Here is a 23,389-nt window from a genome sequence, read left to right on the forward strand (position 1 = left end):
TGCTGTGGACTATTGGTAAGTAAAACGGGAAAATAAAGTAGTTCACCCACCCAAGATACCTTGCGATGGATTAGCTGTACAGAGTTTGAGCTTCATTCTGTGGTTAGGTTGTTTTTGGAGTTTTATTAAGCTACAGCGTAGAAATTTTTAAAAGAACTTGGTAGCACTAAAAAAAATAGTTACTACCAAGCTCCCAACGATACCTAAGGAATGGTGTAAAAATAAATTTCTATAGTAACGCTAAAATATTTTGTTGCTAGACGAGGCAAAAAATCGGCTAATAGCAACGCTATTCGGCTATTTTTTAACAAAGTATAGCCTCAAAAGATGAGGTTAAGAATGTAAATTTATTTTGGTACCATTCCTAAGATACTTCCTCAACTTCCAACATTTGTAATCCAGCTTCAGCTACTGCATGGTCGTTTTCTACCGTGCTGCCACTTACACCAATAGCGCCGATTACTTCACCTTCGGAATTTTTTATGGGTATTCCTCCTGGAAAGCTGATCAAGCCCCCATTTGAGTGCTCAATGTTGTACAAGGGACCTCCTGGCTGGGCAAGCTCGCCAATATTGCCAGTATTCATATCAAAAAAACGGGCAGTTTTGGCCTTCTTAATCGAAATATCCAAGGAGCCTAACCAGGCACCGTCCATACGGGCAAAAGCCAACAAGTTGGCGCCAGCATCTACAATAGCAATATTCATTTTAGTGTCTAAAACTGCAGCTTGAATTTTAGCACCAGCAATGATTCTTTCTGCTTGAGTTAATGTTAACATCTGATTTTTTGTTTTGTGATTATTGATTGTAATTATCAAGTCAAAGTTAACTAATGAAAGTAGTTATTTGTTAATCAGTGACTCATGCTTATTGTAATTAAGAATTTTTGAAACCGTACACTAATTTTTAGCTATTAATATTTGCTTAGAAGTTAACTTTACCAGTTTTAAAAGTGCTTGAATAACAAGGCCTTTCTTTCCGCCTTAGTTTGTTAGCGTGAAGAAATTTAAGCAATGAAGCCGTTAAAAAATGATCACTGAGCGAGGCACGAGCGAATGTTTGAGCATTTTAGGCGCAATGGATTAAATTTTAGCGATCAAACTACAGCGGTGGCTTTTTTTGGTTCGTTTTTTTAGCTAAAGAAAAAAATGAACGGATGCCTGAGGTACACGAAATTCGGCTTTACCCTACAACTTAGCAGATCAACGTCCATTTTTATGTTGTAAAACCAGCAAAAAAGACAAGAAACGCCTAGTATAAAAAAGTGTACGGTTTCAAATTAAGAATTTTATGATTACTTATCAAACAAATATATAGTGTTTTATGTTTTATGTGGCATTAGACTATCTTCATACCACGAAAATTTACTTTCAATAATTTGTTGTTTTTTCTGTGCTATATAGTTCAGGTAAGCTTGTGCTACTGGAGTTAAATTTTTACTGCGGAGCCAGATCAAATTCCATATAGACTCAATAGGGAAACCCTTGACCGGGATAATCTGTAAGTCTTGGTTTTGGAGCTCGTTTTTGATACCAATCAATGGTAAAATTGAGTAACCCAAGCCGGCAATCACGGCTTGTTTAACGGCTTCGTTAGAGGTAAGCTCCATTTTTTTGGTAACGGGTAAGTTTTTTTGTTCAATAAAACGCTCCATAGTGTAGCGGGTGCCAGAACCTTGCTCTCGATAGATTAAAGGGAGTTTTTCGAATATTTTTTGACTATACATTTTTTGCTTGAAGGTTTTTTGGTGATTACCCACCAGGTAAAGTTTATTTTGCATAAGCTCTAATTTTTCAATAGGCAGCTTACGTGGAAGGACTGATACCAATGAAAAATCTACCTCATTGTTCTTGAGGCTTTCTATTACCTTGGCTTTGTTGGTTACATCTAACAATAGCTCTACCCCTTGGTGTTGAGACACAAAGTCGGCAAGAAAATAAGGCATAATATATTTGCCGGTAGACACTACCGATATTTTGAGTTTGCCTACCAGCTTGCCCTTATAGGCAAGAGTTTGTTGGTTGAGCACTTGCACTTCATCAAGTATTTTTTGGGCGGTTACTGCTACCTCTTTGCCAAAGTCAGTGATATAAAGTTGCCTGCCTACTACTTCGCTAAGCGGAATGGGGAACTGGTCTTGAAAGTTTTTTAACTGGATTGATACCGCAGGCTGGGTCAGGTGTAGTTCTTCGGCAGCTTTGGTAATACTCTGAGTTTGAGAAACCTTAAGGAATATTTGCAGTTGATTGAGTGTATAGTTCATAAAATAAATTTATGCATAATATTAATAATATAAATAAAAATTTATGAATATTTTTTCAGATATTTGTAGCATCAACATTCAAAAAACACATAAATCGTAACGTCATGAAAACAATCACAGTAGCCAAAGGAGACGGGATAGGTCCAGAGATTATGGATGCTACCTTAAAAATATTGAAGGCAGCCAATGCACAAATTAACATAGAAGAAATAGAAGTAGGTGAAAAAGTGTACTTATCAGGCAATACTTCGGGCATTTCTAAAGATGCCTGGCAAACCATTCGCAAAAACAAGATTTTTCTAAAAGCCCCCATTACTACACCCCAGGGAGGCGGCTACAAAAGCTTGAATGTGACTATGCGAAAGTCGTTGGGTTTGTATGCCAACATACGCCCTTGCAAGAGTTTACACCCCTTTGTAAGCACCAAGCACAAAGATATGGATGTGGTCATCATTCGTGAAAACGAAGAAGACTTGTATGGTGGTATTGAGCACCAGCAAACCGACGAAGTAGTACAATGCCTGAAACTGATTAGCCGACCAGGTTGTGAGAAAATTATTCGTTACGCGTTTGAATACGCCAGACTGTACGGACGCAAAAAAGTAACTTGTTTTACTAAAGACAACATTATGAAGCAAACTGATGGCTTGTTTCACCGAGTGTTTGACGAAATAGCGGAAGAGTACCCAAATATTGAAAATGAGCATTGGATTATTGACATAGGAGCAGCAAGACTGGCAGATACTCCCGAAATGTTTGATGTGATTGTAATGCCTAATTTATATGGCGATGTAGTGTCAGATGTGGCAGCCCAAATTGCTGGCTCGGTAGGTTTGGCGGGTTCTTCAAACATCGGCGATTCTTGTGCAATGTTTGAAGCCATTCATGGATCGGCACCAATGATTGCCAACCAAAATGTAGCCAACCCTTCAGGATTGCTACAAGGGGCTATCTTGATGTTGAACCATATAGGGCAAACAGAAGTAGCCGAAAAAATACAAAATGCCTGGCTAAAAACGGTAGAAGAAGGTATTCATACTTTTGACGTGTACAAAGAAGGTGTAAGTAAGCAAAAAGTAAGCACCAGCGAGTTTGCCGATGCGGTAATTGCTAACTTAGACCAACACCCAACTGTGTTGGAAAAAGTACACTACGAAAAAGGCATTACTTTTAACTTGCCAAAGTATGAAAGAAAAGCTCCTGCTAAGAAAGAACTTCTGGGAGTAGATATTTTTGTACAATGGAACGGAGAAGAAGCAGACCAATTGGCTCAACTACTTCAGCAACTCAACAATGGAGATGCTCAGCTCACAATGATTACCAACCGAGGAGTAAAAGTATGGCCAGAAGGTTTTGAAGAAACTTTTTGTACTGACCATTGGCGATGCCGATACCAAACTGCTGAGGGTAATGTGATTGATAACGAGTCGGTTATAAAAATACTAAGCAAGGCTTGGGAGCATCAAATAGATGTGATTAAAACTGAGAACTTGTACTTGTTTGATGGACAAAGAAGTTTTTCTTTGGGACAAGGTCAATAAATTATAGATTAAGGGAGTAACCATCAAATGTGTATACTATTTCTTGTTTGCTCCCTAAAATCACTTTACACCTAACAAAGTGTACTGATGGCAGCACAAGGGTCAGGGATCGCCCTTGCTTGCTGCCTGTCAGTTTTTAATTGAGTAGTTGCTCCCCTATACTGCTCCAATCACCTCACAGTTGCACCAATCAATAAATACTACCTCAAATACATCTACTACCTGCTTTATCTCATTGATGGTATGCTCAGAAAAGTCAGCTATAGACAGTTCCACTACCTTATCGCCTTTCAGTCTGCCATAGTAAGTAGTTTTGCTCGTTTTTAGGGCAAAAGATGCAGGTACAAAACCTTCGTACCCTTTGAGCGCAAAGCTGCCTAACTCGGTAGCATCGAGCAACTCTTTAAGTTTATTCAGGTCAATATCCAAATCAGGAGTATTGATAGTAGTGCGTAAGTGACACTTGGTAAAAGCAGTCAATGATTTGTCTACTGTTTTGGTGTGTTGCGTTTTTACTTCTTTGATCTTATCAATTTCCAAATCTATTAATGGAAAAGAGGATTTGTTCAAAAACTCATACTGACGCCAGTTGTCTTCGTGCATCGTAAAGATAAAATCGTTGAATTGTGTCGCTTTTGATATATCAGTAGGAATATGCCCTGAGATAGTAGGCAATGAAAACAAAATATCATCTGTTTTTACCTTTTTGAGCTGGCGCATTTTTAAGGTAAGCTCACCGGTAGCAATAAACTCTTCCGCCATTTTGGGCTCAGCATCTTCAATGCTCCAGTCCGAACCTCCCATATTCAAAGTAGTGGCTACCTCAAAAGATTGGGGGAGTTGCTCAAGTGGAACCTCATAAATGCCCAGAGTAATGCCTGTTGTTATATCTATAAAAGTGACGTTGATAAGTTTACTCATGTCTATATTTCAAATAAAAATATGCTTTTAACAGCTTTCAATATGTGCCACTGACAATAAGTGGCATAAAACGCGGCAATTTACAGTATTCGTTTCAATTATTGCCAACAGCCAAGCCGGAAACAGTAAATTTTGGGTAGGTTTTATCAAACCCCTAAAGTGTGGAGTGCTCCATCCACCTTCTGATATTGCTTGCGGGGAAAGGTGGATAAATGCCAGGTTTATGCACAACGACTGATTACATAAGTAATGTGTATAATGAAAAAGTACCAAGTTTTTTTTAATATCTTATTTAATTGAGTTAATTTAATTGTTGAATCTCTTTCGTTTTACTGTTGAAAGAAAGGTGCTTGTTTTTGTAATCAATAAGTGCAAATAGAGATGCAAACACATCTGATTGTTTTGTTTTACAAAATCACTTATTTTTGCTTTGCTATTTAGCATAGTTTCCAGTTTGGATCTTTTTTATATTAAAAAAGTATAATTTTAATCAGAGCATAGGTGCTTTTTTGTTTTCAATAGTCATACTTGTGCTATTTTAAACATGACCATTTTTAGTAGAATTACTGTATATGAAGAACCTTTGTAGAGTATGGATGATGATCATAGGTTCTTGTGCTTTTCTTCAGGCACAATCCTGCCTTCAAGGTATTAAATTTTCCAACCTCACCTCTCGTCAGGGCTTATCACAAAATTCGGTTACTTGTGTTTTGCAGGATACAAAAGGATTACTTTGGTTTGGCACTACCGATGGTTTGAATAAGTTTGATGGGTATCGTTTTACCAAGTACACTTCCGAACCTGGCAATTCCCAAACACTTATCTCTAATTATGTATCTTGTTTGTATCAAGACCGAGCGAGTCATTTGTGGGTAGGTATGTATGGTGGTGGGGTAAATCGTATGGATCCTGTTACTGGGCAAGTCACGGCAAGCTATCATTATTATAAAAATAAGCCGGGTAGTTTAACAAGTAATAAAGTAAAAGGTCTTTATGAAGATAAAGAAGGGTTGATATGGGTGGCAACTTATGGGGGAGGTGTTGGATTTATAGACCCTGCTACCCAAAAGTTTACCAGGGTTCGCTATCGTAAGGTAGGGATTGATACCGCAACAAATTTTACTTTTTGTATTATAAACGAGCAGGACAAAGGGCTTTGGGTGGGTTCTAATACGGGAATTTTGTATTTAGACTTACACACGAAGCAGTTTACCAGATTTTATCACATAAATCATCCTGGCTTTAGGCAAAGAACGGCAAAAGCAGCCAAGACAGGGGTAAATCAGATTGTGAGAGATAAAAAGCAACCGCATATCTTATGGTTGTGTACCCATAACTCTGGTTTGGTAAAGTTTAATACCCACACTCAACAGGTAGAAGAATGGCTGATGCATGATCCCAACAACCCTCTATCAGTCAATAGCAATTCGGTTTGGAGTTTTTATCAAGACAGTGCAGGCAACTCCTGGGTGGGTTCTCGCAAGGGGTTTCACTGGTTGAACCCTAAAACCCAAAACTTTGCCCGCTTCTTACACGATGCCCAAAACAAGCAAAGTATTGGGGGCAACGATATTCAGCAGATTTTTGAAGATAAGGCGGGTACTATCTGGCTATGTACCTACGATGGAGGCATTAGTTCGTTTAACCCTCATTTGAACAACTTTGACCATTACACTGCTTTGGGTGACAAAAATAGCCGTTGGGTAAAGGCGCTCTGTGAAGATGCACAAGGGAATATTTATGCTGGTTTGGGCAAAGGACCCAATGCTATGGCGATTGTAAATCGTAAAAAGCATCATATCAAACTATTAAAGCACGAACCGACAGATGCTACCACCATTGCCAGTGATATAGTAACCAAATTGTTACCCGATGTAAACGGTAAAGGTATATGGGTAGGTACTATAGGGCAGGGGTTAGACTATTACGACATTGAGTCAGGTAAGTTTATTCATTATGGATATGAACCCTTGGATACAACAGCTTTACGTTCACCTCACATAGGGGCTTTGTATCAAGACAAAGCCCAACCAGATATTTTGTGGGTAGGCACGCTTGGCATGGGGATGTATCGTTTTAAGATTCAAAGCAGAAGGTCTAAAGCGTATATGAAAAAGCTAAGATATAATGGCACCAATTTGTCTCATAATACCATTCTTGATATTGTAAAAGACTACAAAGGCAACCTTTGGCTGGCTACCCGTGAAGGGCTCAATTGTTTTGACCCCAAAAAAGAAATATTTACTAGTTATTTCTATTCTTTCAAAAACCCTAAAAGCTTAAGCAACAACTATGTAAGCTCGCTGTATGTAGATACGCAAGATGTGTTGTGGGTAGGTACTCATCAGGGGCTCAACCGTTTAGACTTACGTACATTTTACAAAGATGGAAAAGCATTTTTTGATCGTTATACTACTCAAAGTGGTTTGCCCAACGAAGTGATTCATCAAATTATAGAAGACAACCAAAAGCGTTTGTGGGTGAGCACCAACCAAGGTTTGAGTTGCCTGAACCCTGAAACCAACCAGTGGAAAAATTATGATGTCAGCAATGGTTTGCAGAGCAATGAGTTTTTGACCAAGAGTGGTATAAAAACCCGTGAAGGAGCCATTTTGATGGGAGGGGTCAACGGTTTTAACCTGTTTTACCCTGATAAAGTAGTGCATAATACTTACAAACCTAAAGTATTGATTACCGATTTTCAAATATTTAATCAGCCCGTACCAGTCACCAAAGAAGGCATATTGACGCGTCCTATTTGGGCAACCGACACTATAGAACTGTCTTACAAAGACAAAGTGATTTCGTTTGAGTTTGCGGCATTGAACTATATTTTGCCCGAAAAAAATACTTACCATATCAAACTCGAAAACTTTGACGCTGACTGGCGTAACCTTGGCACCAAGCGTTTTGAGACTTATACCAACCTGGCGCCAGGTACCTATGTGCTTAAGGTAAAAGCTGCCAACAACGATGGAGTGTTGAGCGATAAAGAAACCCGGTTGGTGGTGAAAGTACGCCCACCTTTTTGGCAAACCACTACTTTTTATGTATTGATGGTAGTATTGCTTATTGCGTTGGTGTTGGGTATTGTCAGGTGGCGTACACACAACCTGAAAAAACAAAAAAAAGTGCTAGAGCACAAGGTGACAGAGCGTACCAAAGAGATAAAAATGCAGGCAGAAGAACTGCAAACCCAAACCGAAGAAATAAAGGCCCAAGCAGAAGAGTTGCGTAAAATTAATGAGCAGTTGCTCGAACTCGACGAGTTTAAACAAGGGGTAACCGGAATGATCGTACATGATCTGAAAAACCCACTCAATACTTTGATGGCTTATGCCAAGTCGCCTGAGATAAAACAGTCGGCAAGGCAGATGCACCACATGGTACTGAATATACTCGATGTGCAAAAGATGGAATCTGCCGAATTGATTCCTCATTGGGATGCGGTGCAACTGTATGAAATGGTAGAAGAGGCTATTGAACAAATACAAGTACTCAGTTTACAAAAAAACCTGTATATCCAACGATTTCACGACATAGACTATCAAGTAAGGGTAGATAGAGACCTTACTACTCGTGTATTGGTAAATTTGCTCACCAATGCCATTAAGCATGCCCCGCTTAACTCAAGCATTATGATAGAAGTCAATCAAGCGACAGACCACCAGGTAAAAATAAGTATTACCGATGAGGGTGAAGGAGTGCCCCCTGAGCTGCAGCAAACCATATTTGATAAGTTCTTTAGCTTGTCCAACCACCACATATCTAACATTAAGTCTACCGGGTTGGGGCTTGCCTTTTGCAAACTTGCCCTGGAAACCCAACAACAAACTATAGGAGTTACTAACCATCCGTCTAAAGGTGCTCAGTTTTGGTTTACCCTCTCGTTGGTAGATAAGGTAGTGCTTACCGACCAATTGTTAACAGAACAAACCCAGCAAAAACTCTTACTATCTGCAGCCGACAAACAGTGTTTGCAACCTTTTGTGAGTGACCTCCAAGCCATTGAAATATGCGAAATAGGGCGATTAAAAAAATTGGCAGATGGTATTCCGCACGAAGGTAGTCCTCAAATACAACAATGGAAAGATTTATTGCTAGAGGCCACTTTTAGTATGAACCAATACTTGTTTGACGAGTTGGTAAGTATGATAGATTGAATAATTGTAGAGCCGATGTTATAATTTATTCAGAGAGTTTATATCTTGCTTTTTATTATAAATATAGCATTTAATAATACAAGCAATGTTTGCATACATTTCAGGAAAACTCGCCCATAAAGAACCCACCTTTGCCGTGATAGATGTGCACGGAGTAGGCTATCAGATCAACATATCGCTCAATACCTATACAGCCTTGCCCATAAGTGGCGATTGCAAACTACATACTTGGTTGCAAGTGCGTGAAGATGCCCAAAACCTGTATGGGTTTACCGAGTTAGCCGAAAAAAAACTGTTTTTATTGCTCATTAGTGTGTCAGGCATTGGTGCCAATACCGCCTTGGTCATGCTCTCGTCTATGTCGGTGAGTGAAATACAAACTGCCATTGCGTCTGAAGATGTAAAGGCAATTAAAAGTATCAAAGGCATAGGGCTCAAAACTGCCCAACGCGTAATACTAGAGCTCAAAGACAAAGTTCAAAAAGAAGTAGGCAGTATAGCCGTTACTCCTGCTACCCAGCAGTCTGCCGTGAAAGACGAAGCAGTTATGGCGCTCATCACTTTGGGCTATGCCAAAAACGTAGCGGAGAAAAATGTGGCAAAAATTTTTAAGACAAAAGGCAATGATGTAAAAGTAGAAGATGTGATTAAAGAGGCGCTTAAGATGTAGAAAGTAGGCAATGCCTGCTCTATAGGCAATACTGACACTTCGTAACTTTAGGCATATACTGAGAGTAAGTAAAGCGGAAAAAATAAGATGTGCCAATAAAACAAAATATTTGTTGAGTGGGCGAGTCAAAAAACCTTTGCATAGCCAAAGCTATGAAACTGTTTTTTGAGGAAGTCCACTCGGCAAAGATACCGTTTTATGGCTCAGATTATTTTTGTAGGTTTACTAAAACTTTATCTTCCGAAAAAATTACCCGAAAAACTCTGCAAATTTCTCCATTTTTATATTGGGCATCCAGTATAAAAGCCGTAGGCTTGCCAAAAGGTCAGGCAATGGTCTGTATATGCAAGAAAAAACTAACTAACAAACATTGGAGTTGGTAGATGTTTGGGGAGAGCAATTGGCTAGGTTCTGAAAAGAACTACCAACTCCCGACTATGGACTATCAACTATAAACTATTTATAACATTTAAAAAAACAAGCGCCTTGTTGTCGTTGAAATATATTATACCCGTTGGATTATCCGCCTGGTTTATTACCTGGTGGGGACAAGGATTACAACATACCTCTCACCAATACAAAGTCAAACACCCTGCTGGAAAGTATGCATCTATACCCGACAGTGTGTGGCAGCAAATGAAAGTTGCCTACCAGAGGTCGCGTAGTGATACTGACAGTACTAAAACTAAAAAGCCTGTACAATACAATAGGTTTAAACCACCCGTATTTGTGCCCAAAGATCGCTACGGTGATCCTATTATTAGCAATGGCCACAAGTCAAGGTTGATTTATGGAGCACCCTCTAACCTAAAAACTACGATTAAGTTGTTGCCCGATAGTGCCGGAAACCGTTTTGTAGTAGACGAAAACCTGGGTAAAACCTCTTACCGCCCACCTACAGTGCTTACTACCGATGAGATAAGCAGAATTCAGGAAGACCGAGAGCGCCAAAAGTACTGGAAAGATGTAGCCTTTGGCGAAAAAAACAGCAGTACGCTGGGCAGTAAAAAAAATCAAGTATTGATTCCTCCCATTAAAACCCCACTTGGGTTGATCAAATTTACCACTACTGGTTTTTTGAATCTTGATTTTGGAGTACGTTCGCAAAGGGTAAGAAACCCAACGTTGCCCATACGCCAACAGCGTAATACTAACTTTAATTTTGACCCTCACCTTAACATTAGCCTGACCGGACAGGTGGGTGACCGTTTGAAAATATCATTGACCCAAGACACCAAGTCCAGTTTTCAGTTTCAAAACAACTTCAAGGTAGAGTACACCCCACAAGAAGAAGATATTATTCAAAAACTTGACTTTGGTAACGTAAGCTTTCCGCTTCAAAGTACCTTGATTCCAGGTGCCCAAAACTTGTTTGGTCTTACTACAACTCTTCGCTTTGGTAAATTGTTTGTGCGAGGGGTATATTCTAACCAAAGAGCTCAGGCAGATCAGATCGTTTTGCAAGGAGGAGCCCAGCGCCGTAACTTTGAAATACGTGCTGATAAATACGAAGAAAACCGCCATTTTTTCCTATCACATTTTTTCAGAAACCAATACGAAACCTGGCTGAGTGGTTTGCCAGTGATTACCTCTGGGCTAAATATTACCAGGGTAGAGGTATACGTAACCAACCGTACCAACAATACCCAAACTTTGCGAAATATTGTAGGTTTAATTGACCTTGGCGAAAACAGCCGGATTAAAAACACCTCAGTAGTAAACCCTGTGGGTACTAACCCGGCAGCTAACAACGGCGCCAATGATTTGTTTGGTAAAGTAAGTTCTATTACTAATGCTGATGCTGCCACCCAACAGTTAGAAACTACCTTAGGTTTTAAGAGCAACGAAGACTTTGTATTGTTGCGTGGTTCACGTAAGCTCAGCGACAACGAATATACTATGCACCCGCAGCTGGGCTATGTGAGCTTGAATGCTCCCCTGAAGAACGATGAAATTCTTGCGGTGTCGTTTGAGTATACTTACAATGGGCAAAGCTACAAGGTAGGGGAACTAAGCGAAGACTATCAGGACAGGGGTGATGATGAGGTGATTTACCTTAAAATGTTGCGTCCTTCGTCTATTCAGGTAGATTTGCCTACCTGGGACTTGATGATGAAAAATATTTATTCTTTAGATGCCACCCAAATAGCCCAGGAAAACTTTCAGTTACGCATTATCTATAAAGATGACCTTACAGGCATAGACAACCCAAGCTTGCAGGAAGGGATTCGTACAAAAGATATTCCTTTGCTACAGGTCATGAATCTTGATAATCTGAACCAGCAAAATGACCCGCAAAAAGATGGAAACTTTGACTATGTCAGCGGCATTACCATTGATCCTGAAAAGGGAAAAATAATTTTTCCGGTGTTGGAGCCTTTCGGTAGTAGTAACCTGGTACGGGGCCCACGTGCCAATGGGTTTAATCCCAATGGTTGGTTTGATCCAGTCACTGAGATAGGCTTGGTAAACAAATATGTGTTTGATGAGTTGTACCGGACTACGCAGGCAGATGCACTACAGGCAGCCAATAAAAACAAGTTTTTCCTGACGGGAGGGTTTGAGGCAAGTTCGTCGAGCGATGTAACTTTGCCCGGTATCAACATTGCCGAAGGGTCGGTAAGGGTAACGGCTGGAAACACGCCTTTGACCGAGGGTACCGACTATACTGTAGACTATGCCAGTGGGCGGGTAACTATTATCAACGAAGCAATTTTGAATTCAGGCAAGGAGATTAAGATTGATTATGAAAAGGCTGATTTGTTTAACTTTCAAACCCGTCGTTTATTTGGAACCCGACTAGACTACCACATCAACAAAGATTTTATCATTGGAGCCACGGTGCTCAACCTAAGAGAGCGCCCGGTGATTACCCGAACCAACATTGGTGAAGAGCCCATTAACAACACTATTTGGGGGTTTGACATTAACTATAAGTCAGATTCACGCTTTTTGACTCGTTTGGTAGATAAAATTCCACTCATTCAGACTAAAGAAAAATCTACTATAGATTTTAACGCAGAGTTTGCCCAGCTTCGTCCGGGAGCTTCGCCTATCAGTGGGCAAAAGTCCTATATAGATGATTTTGAAGGAACCCGTACTGCTTTTAACCTGGTGCGTAGCGCACATACCAGCTGGAAACTGGGTTCTACTCCTCAACTGATTCCACAGGGTACCGCTGCCAACCGTTTGGAATATACTTACCGTCGGGCAAAAATGGCTTGGTACAACATAGATGGTAGTGTGTTTTATAATAGTGTAAACAGTGGCAACAAACCCGACAATATTAGTGAAGAAGACATGGATAACCACTTTGTGCGGGCCATTACTCCACAAGAGATATTCAGAGGACAAGACAATCTGGTAGTAAACACCAACGAAGTGATTTTTGATGTCGCTTACTTTCCGTCAGAGCGCGGACCTTATAACTATAATCCTGACCTGGATGCCAATGGTTTGCTGAAAAACCCTGCCAGTAGCTTTGGTGCCATTACCCACGCCATTAAAACCGATATTGACTTTGACAATGCCAACGTAGAGTACCTGGAGTTTTGGATGATGAGCCCTTATATTGATGGAGCCAAGGGTGTGGTACGCGACGGAAGGGTAAATCAAAACTTTACCGGATCGGGTGAATTATACATTAACTTAGGGAGTGTGTCGGAAGATGTTATGAAAGATGGCAGACACGCTTTTGAAAATGGCTTGGCAGTAGAGGGTACCAGCAGTGCCAACTCTGACGAAACAGCCTGGGGGTTTGTAACCAAGCAACAGTTTTTGACCAATGCCTTTGACAATGCTGCCCGTGGACAGCAAGACATTGGGTTGGATGGTCTGAAGAGTGTAGGAGGAAACCAAGAGCAGGAATTTTTCCAATCATATATTAACACAATGAGAGGTATTGTAACCAACCCTGATGCGTTTCAAGTCTTAGACAATGACCCCTCAGCAGATGATTTTAGACACTACCTAAGCCCCGACTACAATGGAGTAGATGCTAAAGTGCTTGAGCGTTATAAAAATTTCAACGGTTTAGAAAATAACTCTTCTACTGCCACCATTGCTGGTAATATTAGTACCTCGTCTACCAATGATCCTGATAATGAGGATTTGAACGAGGATAATACCATTTCTGACCTTGAGGCATATTATCAATACAAAATTTCTATTCGTAAGGAAGACTTGGTAGTGGGTAAAAACTACATTGTAGACAAAGTAGAGGGGAATGGAGAGAAGTCAACCGGGTCTAGCTGGTACTTATTTCGTATTCCTATCCGTGAGTTCGACAGCAAGGTGGGCAATATTCAAGGCTTTAAATCTATTCGCTTTTTGCGAATGTTTATGACTAAGTTTCAAAACCCGGTCGTGTTGCGTTTTGCCCGTTATCAGTTGGTGGCCAATCAATGGAGACGTTACCTTGAAGATTTGTCAGACAAAACTCTGGGGCAACCTATAGAGCCTTATGATGCTAATTTTACAGTAGCCACTATCAACATAGAAGAAAACAGCCAGGCAAGTGCCAATGTTACCCCTTATGTATTGCCTCCAGGAGTTATTCGTGATCAGGACAGGACTACTCAAAACAATCGTTTGTTTAATGAGCAATCGTTGTTGATGAGTGTAGAAGGGTTGAAGAACAAAGATGCCAGGGCAGTGTTTAAAAATGTAAATATGGATTTTATCAACTACAAAAGAGTCCGTATGTTTATTCACGCCGAAGCCCCCGAAGGTACTACTACCCGATCTGGTCAGGTGACCGCATTTATTCGTTTGGGTACTGACTTTACCGAAAACTATTACGAGATTGAGGTGCCTCTAAAACTGACTCCTTTGGGTACTGATGCTTCATTGGTCGATACTATTTGGCCTGCTTTGAACAATATAGATGTACCTTTTGAGGAATTGTACAGAACCAAGCTAGAGCGCAATCAAAACCTGTCTAATGTGACCATTCCTTATCCCAGGCAATACGATAAATACACTATCTCGGTAGTGGGTAATCCGGATATGAGCGCCATACAAACTGTCATGATGGGGGTACGTAATCCTGACCAGGGAGTGACTGATGACAAACAAGCCAAAAGTGTGACTGTCTGGATGAACGAACTACGGGTAGCAGAGTTTGACCAAACGGCGGGTTGGGCAGCATTGGCGAGGCTTCAGATGAAACTCGCCGATTTTGCTCAAATCACCGCATCGGGCAAATATTCTACTTTTGGTTTTGGTAACATCAATCAAAAAATATCGGAGAGAGCACGAGAGCGTACTTTTGAGTATGACATTTCGGCAAATGTAGCACTTGACAAATTTATTCCTGAAAAAGTAGGGCTTAAAATCCCTATGTTTGTGAGCTATGAACGGAGCAATATCTCGCCCCAGTTTAATCCGCTGGATCCTGATGTGCCCCTGTCGGCATATTTGCAGAGTTTGCCCAGCGACGATGCCCGAAAAGATTATCGAAAACTGGTAGAAGACAATACCGAACGCAAGAGTATTAACTTTACGAATGTACGCAAGGTAAAAACGAACCCAAAAGCCAAAAACAATTTTTGGGACATAGAAAACCTATCGGCAACCTGGGCAGTAAGTGAAGAAACCCGTAGTAATATCAATATTCAATCGTATTTGATTCAAAATCAAAAATGGTCGTTGGCATATAATTTCCAAAACAAAGCGAAGCCTTGGGAACCTTTCAAAAAAGTGAGGGCTTTTAAATCTCCCTGGCTTGCCTTGATCCGTGATTTTAACCTCAACTTTTTACCTACAAGCATTACCATAAGGGGAGACCTGGACAGAAGCTTTAGGCGTACCCAATTGCGCAACTCAGACCTGACTATTCAAGGCATTGACCCTACTTTTGAAAAACTGTTTACTTTCAATCGTTTGTACAATGTGAGTTGGAACTTGAGTCGTAATTTGTTGTTGAACTACAATGCTACCGCCAATGCATTGATTGATGAGCCCTTTGGCGATTTAGATACTGATGAGAAACGCGACTCGGTGTTGAACAATATTCAGCGTTTGGGGCGGATGAAAAACTTTACCCAAACCATTAGTGCCAACTATAAATTACCTTTAGACAAAATTCCGCTGACTGCCTGGATTACTGCCACGGCAAACTATAGTGCAGGGTATAACTGGACAGCGGGCTCGTTGCGGGTGGTAGACTCTTTGGGTAATACTATCCGAAACACCAGACAAAGAGGGTTAAATACCAACTTTAATTTTAGAAACCTTTACCGAAAAGTAAAGTTACTGAAAAGGGTAGATGGACCCGCAAGACGTACCAAAAAGCCTAAAAACTACGCCAGTTTGCCGCCAGCCCAAAAGAAAAGAGTAGACAGTATTGCCCGTGCTGAGTCACGCTTGAATGTGCTCAGGGCATTTATGCGTCCTTTGTTATCTTTGCGTACGGTGAGCGTAAAGTATACCTTGCAGGAAGAAACCCAAGTAGCGGGTTTTATGCCTAACCCTAGCTTTTTTGGGCTCGACAGTAGCTTTGCGGCTCCAGGTTGGGACTTTATCTTAGGTGGGCAAAGCTCAGAGATTAAAGCTACCTCAGTAGAAAATAATTGGCTTGCCACTGGTAATTCGCTGAATACCCCGTTTTCGCAACGTTTGCAGGAAAACCTCAGTATCAGGGCATTAATAGAGCCTTTCAACGGGTTAAAGATTCAGCTGGAAGCCCGTAAAACCCGTTCGGCAGGCTACCAGGAACTATTCCGAAATGTAGGCGATCCTGATAACCCCGTGTTTGAAAGTCAAACCCCTGTATTGCAAGGAAGCTATCGTATTTCATACCTTTCGTTTCATACTGCTTTTAGCGCTGATAATGGTGACAATGAATCGGCTATTTTTCAGTCTTTTACCAATCACAGGGCTATTATTCAGGATCGTTTGCGGCGTTTGAACAGCAGTGGGGGAGGAGAGTACACCCAAAACTCGCAAGATGTATTGATTCCAGCATTTTTATCAGCCTATTCGGGCACATCACCCAACGATATTAATTTGTCAGCTTTTCCGGCAATTCCGTTGCCCAACTGGCAAGTGACTTATTCGGGGCTTTCTAAAATAGAACCTTTTAAATCATTGTTGTCAAGTTTTACCTTGCGTCATAGCTATAGCTCTTCTTATAATGTAAACTCTTATACCAGTTCGTTGAATTACGGCAGTCAGTTTTTAGATATTCGAAACAGTGTATCTGACTATATTATACCAACCGAGGTGAACGAAAATGGAGAGTATGTACCTGTATTTGTGATTCAATCGGTGACCTTACAAGAAAAGTTTGCTCCGGTAATAGGTGTAAATGTTCGTACTAATGGCAACTTAAGCGTGCGGGTAGACTACAACCGTAACCGATCGCTTACCTTGAACATGAACAACCGTCAGGTAACCGAAATCAACAACAAAGATTTTGTGGTAGGGATTGGTTATAATAAGAAAGGGTTACGCTTGCCGTTCAAGTCGGGAGGGGAGTTTATTGTACTTAAAAATGACCTGAACCTAAGACTTGATTTTACCATTCGCGATACCAAAACAGTACAGCGTAAACTAGACGATGTTCAAACCATTACGGGAGGAAACATCAACTTTCAGTTAAAGCCAGTGATTAGCTATATGGTCAACTCAAAGCTAAACTTTCAGTTTTACTTCGAACGCAATATCAACACTCCACGAATTTCGAGTTCGTTCCCACGCAGTACTACCAATGTGGGTTTTCAGTTGAGGTATAACCTGGCGCAGTAGCGTTTATAAGCTGTAAGTGGCCAGCAATATAAAGCTACAAGCCATGAGCGACAAGCTGCAAGTGGTTAGCAACTATATAGCCATTATAAAGCAAAAAGCCTGTTTCTATCTAACACTAGAAACAGGCTTTTTTACTTGTGGCTCACTGCTCAAAGCACCAATATGCATCGGTACCTAAGGACTTGCTCCTGTTGAGGTTTCTAACTATTAAATTCATAACCCACTGAAAGTTAATGCACTATGAATTGTTAGCTACCTGTGAACCGAATCTGTAGCTTGCTGTGATGAGCTCAACAAAGTTAAACAGGGAGCGACTTGAAGCTTATCGCTCAAAGCTTGCTACTAAATTAGTTATCCATCACTTTCAACACCAGTTTGCCCAGTTTTTCACCACTAAACAAACGCAAAAAAGTTTCTCTAAAGTTCTCGATGCCCTCGTGTACATCTTCTCGACTTTTGAGCTTACCTTGTGACATCCAGGTGCCCATTTCCATGGCAGCCTTTTGATAATCTTTGGCATAATCCAAAATAATGAACCCTTGCATAGTGCCTCGGTTTACCAATAACGACAAATAGTTTTTAGGTCCTGCAATGCCCTCGGTACTGTTGTATTGTGAGATAGCTCCACACAATGGAACGCGTCCATGCATACGCAAATTGGCAAGTGCTGCATCCAAAATATCCCCCCCTACATTATCAAAGTACACATCTACTCCTTTAGGACATTCGCGTTTGATGGCAGCATGAATATCCTCATTCTTGTAGTCGATAGCACCATCAAAGCCAAGCTCATCTTTTAAATAAGCGCATTTTTCGGCACCTCCTGCAATGCCTACTACTTTACAGCCCTTGATTTTGGCAATCTGTCCGGCAATGCTACCTACCGCACCAGCTGCACCCGAAATTAGCACTGTTTCGCCTTCCTTGATTTTACCCACTTCGAGAATACCAAAGTAAGCAGTCATACCGGGCATACCTAAAGTACCAATGTAAGTAGGCAACGACACCAAATTAGGGTCTACCTTAAACCAGCCCTTAGCATCAGTAGCCGCATATTGCTGTACACCACCCCAACCTGAAAGATAGTCGCCCACCTGAAAATCAGGGTGTTTAGATTCCACTACTTCGCCTACCGATCCGGCACGCATTACCTCGCCAATGCCCACAGGAGGCAAATAAGACTTGGCGTCGTTCATCCAACCACGCATAGCCGGGTCAAGCGAAATATAGTGTTGTTTTACTACTACTTCGCCCTCTTTTGCGGAAGGGATATCAGCTTTTACTGTTTCCCAGGTAGACTCATCTGGCAAACCCACCGGGCGTTGTTTTAGAATTACTTGTTTGTTCATTGTTTTGGGTGTTTTAGTTATTGTTTGTGATTTATGAATAATTGATAGTCAGTAGCTTATACAACCTTAATCTAAAGCCTTGAAGCTGGTTTGCAAGCCATCAGCGTGATATAAAATAAATAGCTACCTGTAGCACAGGGTACGCTTGCGGCTTGTCGCTAAAAGCTTGCGTCTCTACAGCTTCGCACACAAATAAGAAGCTTCATTGATGGCTTTTTTAGCATCCAGTTCGGCGGCTACATTTGCCCCACCAATCAAATGAACACTCAATCCTTTTGCCTTAAGTTCTTCGTACATATCGCGTAGAGGCTCTTGTCCGGCACATACCACCACATGGTCTACCGCAAGTACCTCAGGATTGCCATCGCGCACAATGTGGAACCCGGCATCATCTACCTTTTGGTATTCTACATTCCCCATCATCTTTACCTCCTTCATTTTCAGGCTGCTACGGTGAATCCACCCAGTGGTTTTTCCTAGGTTTTTGCCGTGCTTGCCAGTAGAGCGTTTGAGCAAATAAATTTCACGGGGCGACGGGGCAGGTTCGGCAGTAGTAAGCGCACCACCTTTGCTATACTCCATGTCTACTCCCCACTCTTTCATGTAGTCGGCAGTATTGAGGCTTGGTGATTGGTGTGCTGGCTGGTGCGCCAAAAATTCCGCCATATCAAAGCCAATCCCTCCAGCCCCAATAATAGCTACCTTGTTGCCTACAGGCTTGTTTTTATACAACACATCTACATAACTCAATACCTTGGTGTGGTGGGCACCTTCAAAAGTAACTTTGCGTGGTGTAACCCCAGTAGCAATGATGATTTCGTCATAATTACCTGCTACCAACTCAGCGAGCGTTATCCGGTGGTTAAGGTGTACATTTACCCCATATTTTTTGAGCATTACATCATAATAACGAATAGTTTCGCCGTACTCTTCTTTGCCCGGAATCACCTTGGCCATATTAAACTGTCCACCAATTTCGCCTTCAGCCTCAAACAAATCTACCGTATGCCCACGTTCGCCCAATACTGTAGCGCTGGCAAGCCCTGCTGGTCCGGCTCCTACCACTGCCACCTTTTTCTTTTGCTCGGCAGGGGTATAGTTGAGTTCGGTTTCATGGCAAGCCCTTGGATTTACCAAACAAGAAGTAAGTTTGCCCTGAAAAGTGTGGTCAAGACAAGCTTGGTTACAGGCAATACAAGTATTGATTTCGTCAGACTTATTGTCCATAGCCTTTTGTACAAAAAACGCATCAGCGAGAAACGGACGCGCCATAGACACCATATCAGCGCAACCCTCTTGCAGCACTTGTTCGGCTATTTCGGGGGTATTTATACGGTTGGTAGCAATCAAAGGAATGTTTACTTCGCCCATCATACGCTTGGTTACCCAGGCAAAACCACCACGTGGCACTACAGTACCAATGGTAGGAATACGTGCTTCGTGCCAGCCAATGCCCGTATTGATAATGGTAGCGCCTGCTTTTTCTATTTCTTTGGCAAGGGTCACCACTTCGTCCCAGGTACTGCCATCATCTACCAGGTCAAGCATAGACAAACGATAGATAATGATAAAATCAGGACCAACTTTTTCGCGTACCCTTCTTACAATTTCAGTCGGAAACTTGATCCGGTTTTCATAAGCACCTCCCCATTCATCTTCGCGCTTGTTGGTTTTTTTTGCAATAAACTGGTTAATCAAATAACCCTCTGAGCCCATCACCTCTACCCCATCGTAGCCTGCCTCTTGTGCCAGGGCTGCACAATTGACAAAAGCCGAAATTTGTTTTTCTATCCCAGCTGCGTCCAGTTCTTTGGGAGGAAAAGGAGCAATAGGCGCTTTAAGAGGCGAAGGTGCCACTGCCATTGGGTGGTAAGCGTAGCGTCCGGTGTGCAAAATTTGCATACATATTTTACCTCCCTCTTTGTGTACAGCTTCGGTAATGAGTTGGTGCTTTGCCACCTCCTTAGGTTCGTCAAGCTTGGCGGCTCCTGGAGCTACCGAACCCTCAGCATTAGGAGCAATCCCACCCGTCACAATCAACCCTACCTGCCCTCTGGCACGTTCGGCATAATAAGCTGCTGCGCGTTCAAATCCATTAGGTGCTTCTTCGAGCATGGTGTGCATCGAGCCCATCAATACCCGGTTTTTTAAGGTAGTAAAACCCAAGTCAAGTGGTGAAAGTAATTTGTCGTACATAATTTTTTTATACTTTTTAAATCATTGGTTTTGTAGTGATATGTAGTAGCAAGCTGTGAACTATAAGCTACAAGTATTTCTTAAGCCACCCAACCATTACAGGTGAGGACGTTGATTTTACTGAACGATCAGTATGTAAAAACTTATACAACTAGTCAAAAGGCTTAAACTAGTCGACATAGTTAAAAGTTTAAGAATTATTTTGTCATATTTGCAAATATGACACTTTTCCATGCCACCCACCAAGGCATTAACTGCCAAGGTGCCGCATTGTACGTTCAAAAGCTTTTATCAGAAAATCCTTGTTTTTGTGTACCTGCATCAAAATCAACGAACCCTCAATATCGGCAATGATCTGATGCGCCAGCTGTTGCGCCTTATTGGGTTGATATTCGTTCTCTAAAATGTACACAAAAGCCCGTTCCCAATCTATAAAAAAGACTTTTGTAAACTCAGCAAAAGCTTCTTCTATATGGGTGATTTCCAGCGCAGTATTGGCAAAAATACAACCTTGACAGTCTTTAGAAAACACCCGGTTTGACGCTTCAATCATTTGCTGCATACGGTCATAAGCAGGCATTTGGTCTTGGTAAGCAATAGAGAATACCTTGGCTTTGAAGTAACTATAAGAAGCTTTGAGCACCTCTTGCATAATTGCTTCTTTGTTTTTGAAATGATGATAAAATACCCCCTTAGTCAACCCATTAGCCTTGGCAAGCTGATCGAGCGTGGTGCGGTAATACCCCTGCTTGCGGAAAACCTGGGTACAAATAGCAATAATTTCTTCTTTGGTGGTTTTTTTTATGGGCATTTACTGAACGTTTAGTATGTAAAAGTATATGGAAAGGCTGAGAATTTCAAATATTTTATAGAAGAAAAAAATAACGGGGCGAAATATTGTGTGGGCAAAGGAAGGAGGTGAGCGAAGCAGTAGGCAAACTACTTTCGCCCTCTTACATGATAGCGTACAATGTCTTCTACCTGCCCATGTTCGCTCAATACCCTTCGCATACGTTTTTCTGACACCGCTCTTTTTTGGGGGTGGTAATAATCATACTTTACGTCCTTAAGTTTGAGCTTGTGCGCAGTAGACAAACCCGGGTATACATTGTTCATAAACCACTCGAAAGCTTCAGCTATATTCTTAAAATCTTGAGTCATTGGGTGTTTGTTTTTTGCTTGTCAATATAAAGCTTTTTAACCTTAAGTAATGAAAGGTCATGAGCTATAAGCCACAAGTAGGGTTACTTGTTTTGGTGGGCTAGAATTGTTTTTAAAAATTGGGTAAGTGCTTTGTATCGAAAATCTGGTTTTTATACTCTACCCTATTATTTTTTCGCCTCGGTTTGTGTCTTCCCAACCGAGTTTACGAGTCTTTAGATACCGATGTATATCGGTGCTCAGCAAAGCTAAATCGCCTCGTTGTAGCGCCTGTAAATAGTGTTTTTCAGAGTTCCGATCAGCTCGTGGAGACACCATAGCCGTCAGGTTAAGAGGAGCATAGTAAAAAAATCACTTAAAAATACCGTCACCGCCTCAGCGAGAGTCCCCACGCGCTTATCGAATCGCCAAAATTTAAATACTGAAAGATGTTTCATGAGGTAAAAAAATAGTAGCCTAACGGCTATGGTGGAGGCACGAGCTGAGGCGATGTGTATTCTTGGTTTTCGAACAGTGCTAGCGAAGCGTTGGCGTCAAGTGCTACTGCCTCCAAGTAAGTGTATATACTTTGGGCAAAATGTTGATCATAGATTGAGGAATGGCAACACTTTGTACCTCTGAGTTTAAATATCTTGCATCTGTAGAATAAACCCTCTGATGATTATTTCAGAGGGCTTTTTTATAACTATTTATTTTGCTGCAAATATTGCCAAACCTCTACATCGTTGCTGAGGTGGTGTATATGGGTTGACATCAGCCGTAGTTGGGCTGCCAGTTTTTTTTGGGGTGCCAAATCTTCGGCAGGTTGGGCGTTTGCTTCTAATAACTCTTGAGCATCAAAAGCCAATGCCTCGAGCCGAGCCATTAGATTTTGATGGAATAAATCTAAAATAATGTCTTGAAGGTCAAGCACAGGGCAAGTTTGTTGCCCATTCAAATTTTGAGTAACTTGCATATTGTTAAGTAACTTGTATTTAACAAAAGCCCTTGAGGAGGTCGGTCAAAACTTACCTCTTGGGCTTTACTTTCACCGTGAAAGTATAGACAAATATAGTGAAATCGCCCGCCTTTTGCAAAGAAAAAACAGTTTAATTTATTGAAAATCAGCGCCTTATATGGTGAATCCACTAGTCGCATACTCGTAATTACAGGGCTTTCTTATAAAAAATGAGAAACCTCTCTGAAGTTTGCAAAGTACGAAGTTTCGATCGGGCATGAAGACACTGCCCTCCGAGGGCAAGCTCGGAGCAGGCGAGGCGGAGAGGTTATTTTTTTGGCTTGAACTGTCCTCGAAAACCTGCTAGTGCATTGGGGGTTAAATAAGTTGCCTATTAATTTGGATGAATTTTGTTTTCTGACGAGTCGTAAAAATGGCGG

Annotated in this window: 12 protein-coding genes; 4 read left to right on the forward strand and 8 right to left on the reverse strand. The window is 41.3% G+C overall.

What is annotated here, in order from left to right:
- Positions 1-364: 364 nt before the first annotated feature.
- Together Q0954_RS17045 and Q0954_RS17050 are read right to left on the reverse strand one after the other, a co-directional pair.
- A complete protein-coding gene (locus Q0954_RS17045; RefSeq protein WP_299458704.1) occupies positions 365-778 on the reverse strand; it encodes a heme-binding protein in 414 nt (137 codons plus the stop codon).
- Between the two features lie 542 nt (positions 779-1,320).
- Entirely contained in the window at positions 1,321-2,262 is a 942-nt protein-coding gene (locus Q0954_RS17050; protein WP_299458705.1) for a LysR family transcriptional regulator, read from the reverse strand.
- 104 nt (positions 2,263-2,366) lie between these two features.
- Here Q0954_RS17050 and Q0954_RS17055 point away from each other — a divergent pair, with 104 nt between their 5' ends.
- Entirely contained in the window at positions 2,367-3,803 is a 1,437-nt protein-coding gene (locus Q0954_RS17055; protein ID WP_299458706.1) for an NADP-dependent isocitrate dehydrogenase, read from the forward strand.
- Positions 3,804-3,959: 156 nt separating this feature from the next.
- Here the strand turns inward: Q0954_RS17055 and Q0954_RS17060 are convergent, their stop codons facing one another.
- Entirely contained in the window at positions 3,960-4,724 is a 765-nt protein-coding gene (locus Q0954_RS17060; RefSeq protein ID WP_299458707.1) for a hypothetical protein, read from the reverse strand.
- Between the two features lie 572 nt (positions 4,725-5,296).
- Between Q0954_RS17060 and Q0954_RS17065 the strand changes: the two genes are divergently transcribed.
- The 3 genes from Q0954_RS17065 (at position 5,297) to sprA (ending at position 17,306) form a co-directional block, all read left to right on the forward strand.
- On the forward strand, positions 5,297-8,887 hold the full coding sequence (locus Q0954_RS17065) for a two-component regulator propeller domain-containing protein (RefSeq protein WP_299458708.1): 3,591 nt from the start codon (positions 5,297-5,299) through the stop codon (positions 8,885-8,887).
- 85 nt (positions 8,888-8,972) lie between these two features.
- The gene (ruvA, locus tag Q0954_RS17070; RefSeq protein ID WP_002693871.1) at positions 8,973-9,557 is read left to right on the forward strand and encodes a Holliday junction branch migration protein RuvA; all 585 of its coding nucleotides are present in this window, start codon (positions 8,973-8,975) and stop codon (positions 9,555-9,557) included.
- A 489-nt stretch (positions 9,558-10,046) separates the two neighbouring features.
- Positions 10,047-17,306, forward strand: coding sequence for a cell surface protein SprA (gene sprA, locus Q0954_RS17075; protein ID WP_299458709.1), 7,260 nt, complete (start codon positions 10,047-10,049; stop codon positions 17,304-17,306).
- Positions 17,307-17,653: 347 nt separating this feature from the next.
- Here the strand turns inward: sprA and Q0954_RS17080 are convergent, their stop codons facing one another.
- From Q0954_RS17080 to Q0954_RS17100, 5 genes are all read right to left on the reverse strand, one after another.
- Entirely contained in the window at positions 17,654-18,655 is a 1,002-nt protein-coding gene (locus Q0954_RS17080) for an NADP-dependent oxidoreductase (RefSeq protein ID WP_299458710.1), read from the reverse strand.
- A 174-nt stretch (positions 18,656-18,829) separates the two neighbouring features.
- On the reverse strand, positions 18,830-20,851 hold the full coding sequence (locus tag Q0954_RS17085) for an NADPH-dependent 2,4-dienoyl-CoA reductase (RefSeq protein WP_299458711.1): 2,022 nt from the start codon (positions 20,849-20,851) through the stop codon (positions 18,830-18,832).
- 250 nt (positions 20,852-21,101) lie between these two features.
- A complete protein-coding gene (locus Q0954_RS17090) occupies positions 21,102-21,662 on the reverse strand; it encodes a TetR/AcrR family transcriptional regulator (protein WP_299458712.1) in 561 nt (186 codons plus the stop codon).
- A gap of 128 nt (positions 21,663-21,790) precedes the next feature.
- A complete protein-coding gene (locus tag Q0954_RS17095) occupies positions 21,791-22,012 on the reverse strand; it encodes a hypothetical protein (protein ID WP_299458713.1) in 222 nt (73 codons plus the stop codon).
- A gap of 685 nt (positions 22,013-22,697) precedes the next feature.
- Positions 22,698-22,967, reverse strand: coding sequence for a hypothetical protein (locus Q0954_RS17100; RefSeq protein ID WP_299458714.1), 270 nt, complete (start codon positions 22,965-22,967; stop codon positions 22,698-22,700).
- Positions 22,968-23,389 lie beyond the last annotated feature (422 nt).

Source organism: uncultured Microscilla sp., from assembly GCF_947493425.1.
In the GTDB taxonomy this organism is placed as follows: Bacteria; Bacteroidota; Bacteroidia; order Cytophagales; family Microscillaceae; genus Microscilla.

Excerpts from the sequence above, each read along its gene's own strand:
- ruvA (WP_002693871.1), top strand. The coding sequence starts at position 8,973 with ATGTTTGCATACATTTCAGGAAAACTCGCCCATAAAGAACCCACCTTT.
- Q0954_RS17085 (WP_299458711.1), bottom strand. The coding sequence starts at position 20,851 with ATGTACGACAAATTACTTTCACCACTTGACTTGGGTTTTACTACCTTA.
- Q0954_RS17060 (WP_299458707.1), bottom strand. The coding sequence starts at position 4,724 with ATGAGTAAACTTATCAACGTCACTTTTATAGATATAACAACAGGCATT.
- Q0954_RS17045 (WP_299458704.1), bottom strand. The coding sequence starts at position 778 with ATGTTAACATTAACTCAAGCAGAAAGAATCATTGCTGGTGCTAAAATT.
- Q0954_RS17065 (WP_299458708.1), top strand. The coding sequence starts at position 5,297 with ATGAAGAACCTTTGTAGAGTATGGATGATGATCATAGGTTCTTGTGCT.
- Q0954_RS17090 (WP_299458712.1), bottom strand. The coding sequence starts at position 21,662 with ATGCCCATAAAAAAAACCACCAAAGAAGAAATTATTGCTATTTGTACC.
- Q0954_RS17100 (WP_299458714.1), bottom strand. The coding sequence starts at position 22,967 with ATGCAAGTTACTCAAAATTTGAATGGGCAACAAACTTGCCCTGTGCTT.
- Q0954_RS17050 (WP_299458705.1), bottom strand. The coding sequence starts at position 2,262 with ATGAACTATACACTCAATCAACTGCAAATATTCCTTAAGGTTTCTCAA.
- Q0954_RS17080 (WP_299458710.1), bottom strand. The coding sequence starts at position 18,655 with ATGAACAAACAAGTAATTCTAAAACAACGCCCGGTGGGTTTGCCAGAT.
- Q0954_RS17095 (WP_299458713.1), bottom strand. The coding sequence starts at position 22,012 with ATGACTCAAGATTTTAAGAATATAGCTGAAGCTTTCGAGTGGTTTATG.
- Q0954_RS17055 (WP_299458706.1), top strand. The coding sequence starts at position 2,367 with ATGAAAACAATCACAGTAGCCAAAGGAGACGGGATAGGTCCAGAGATT.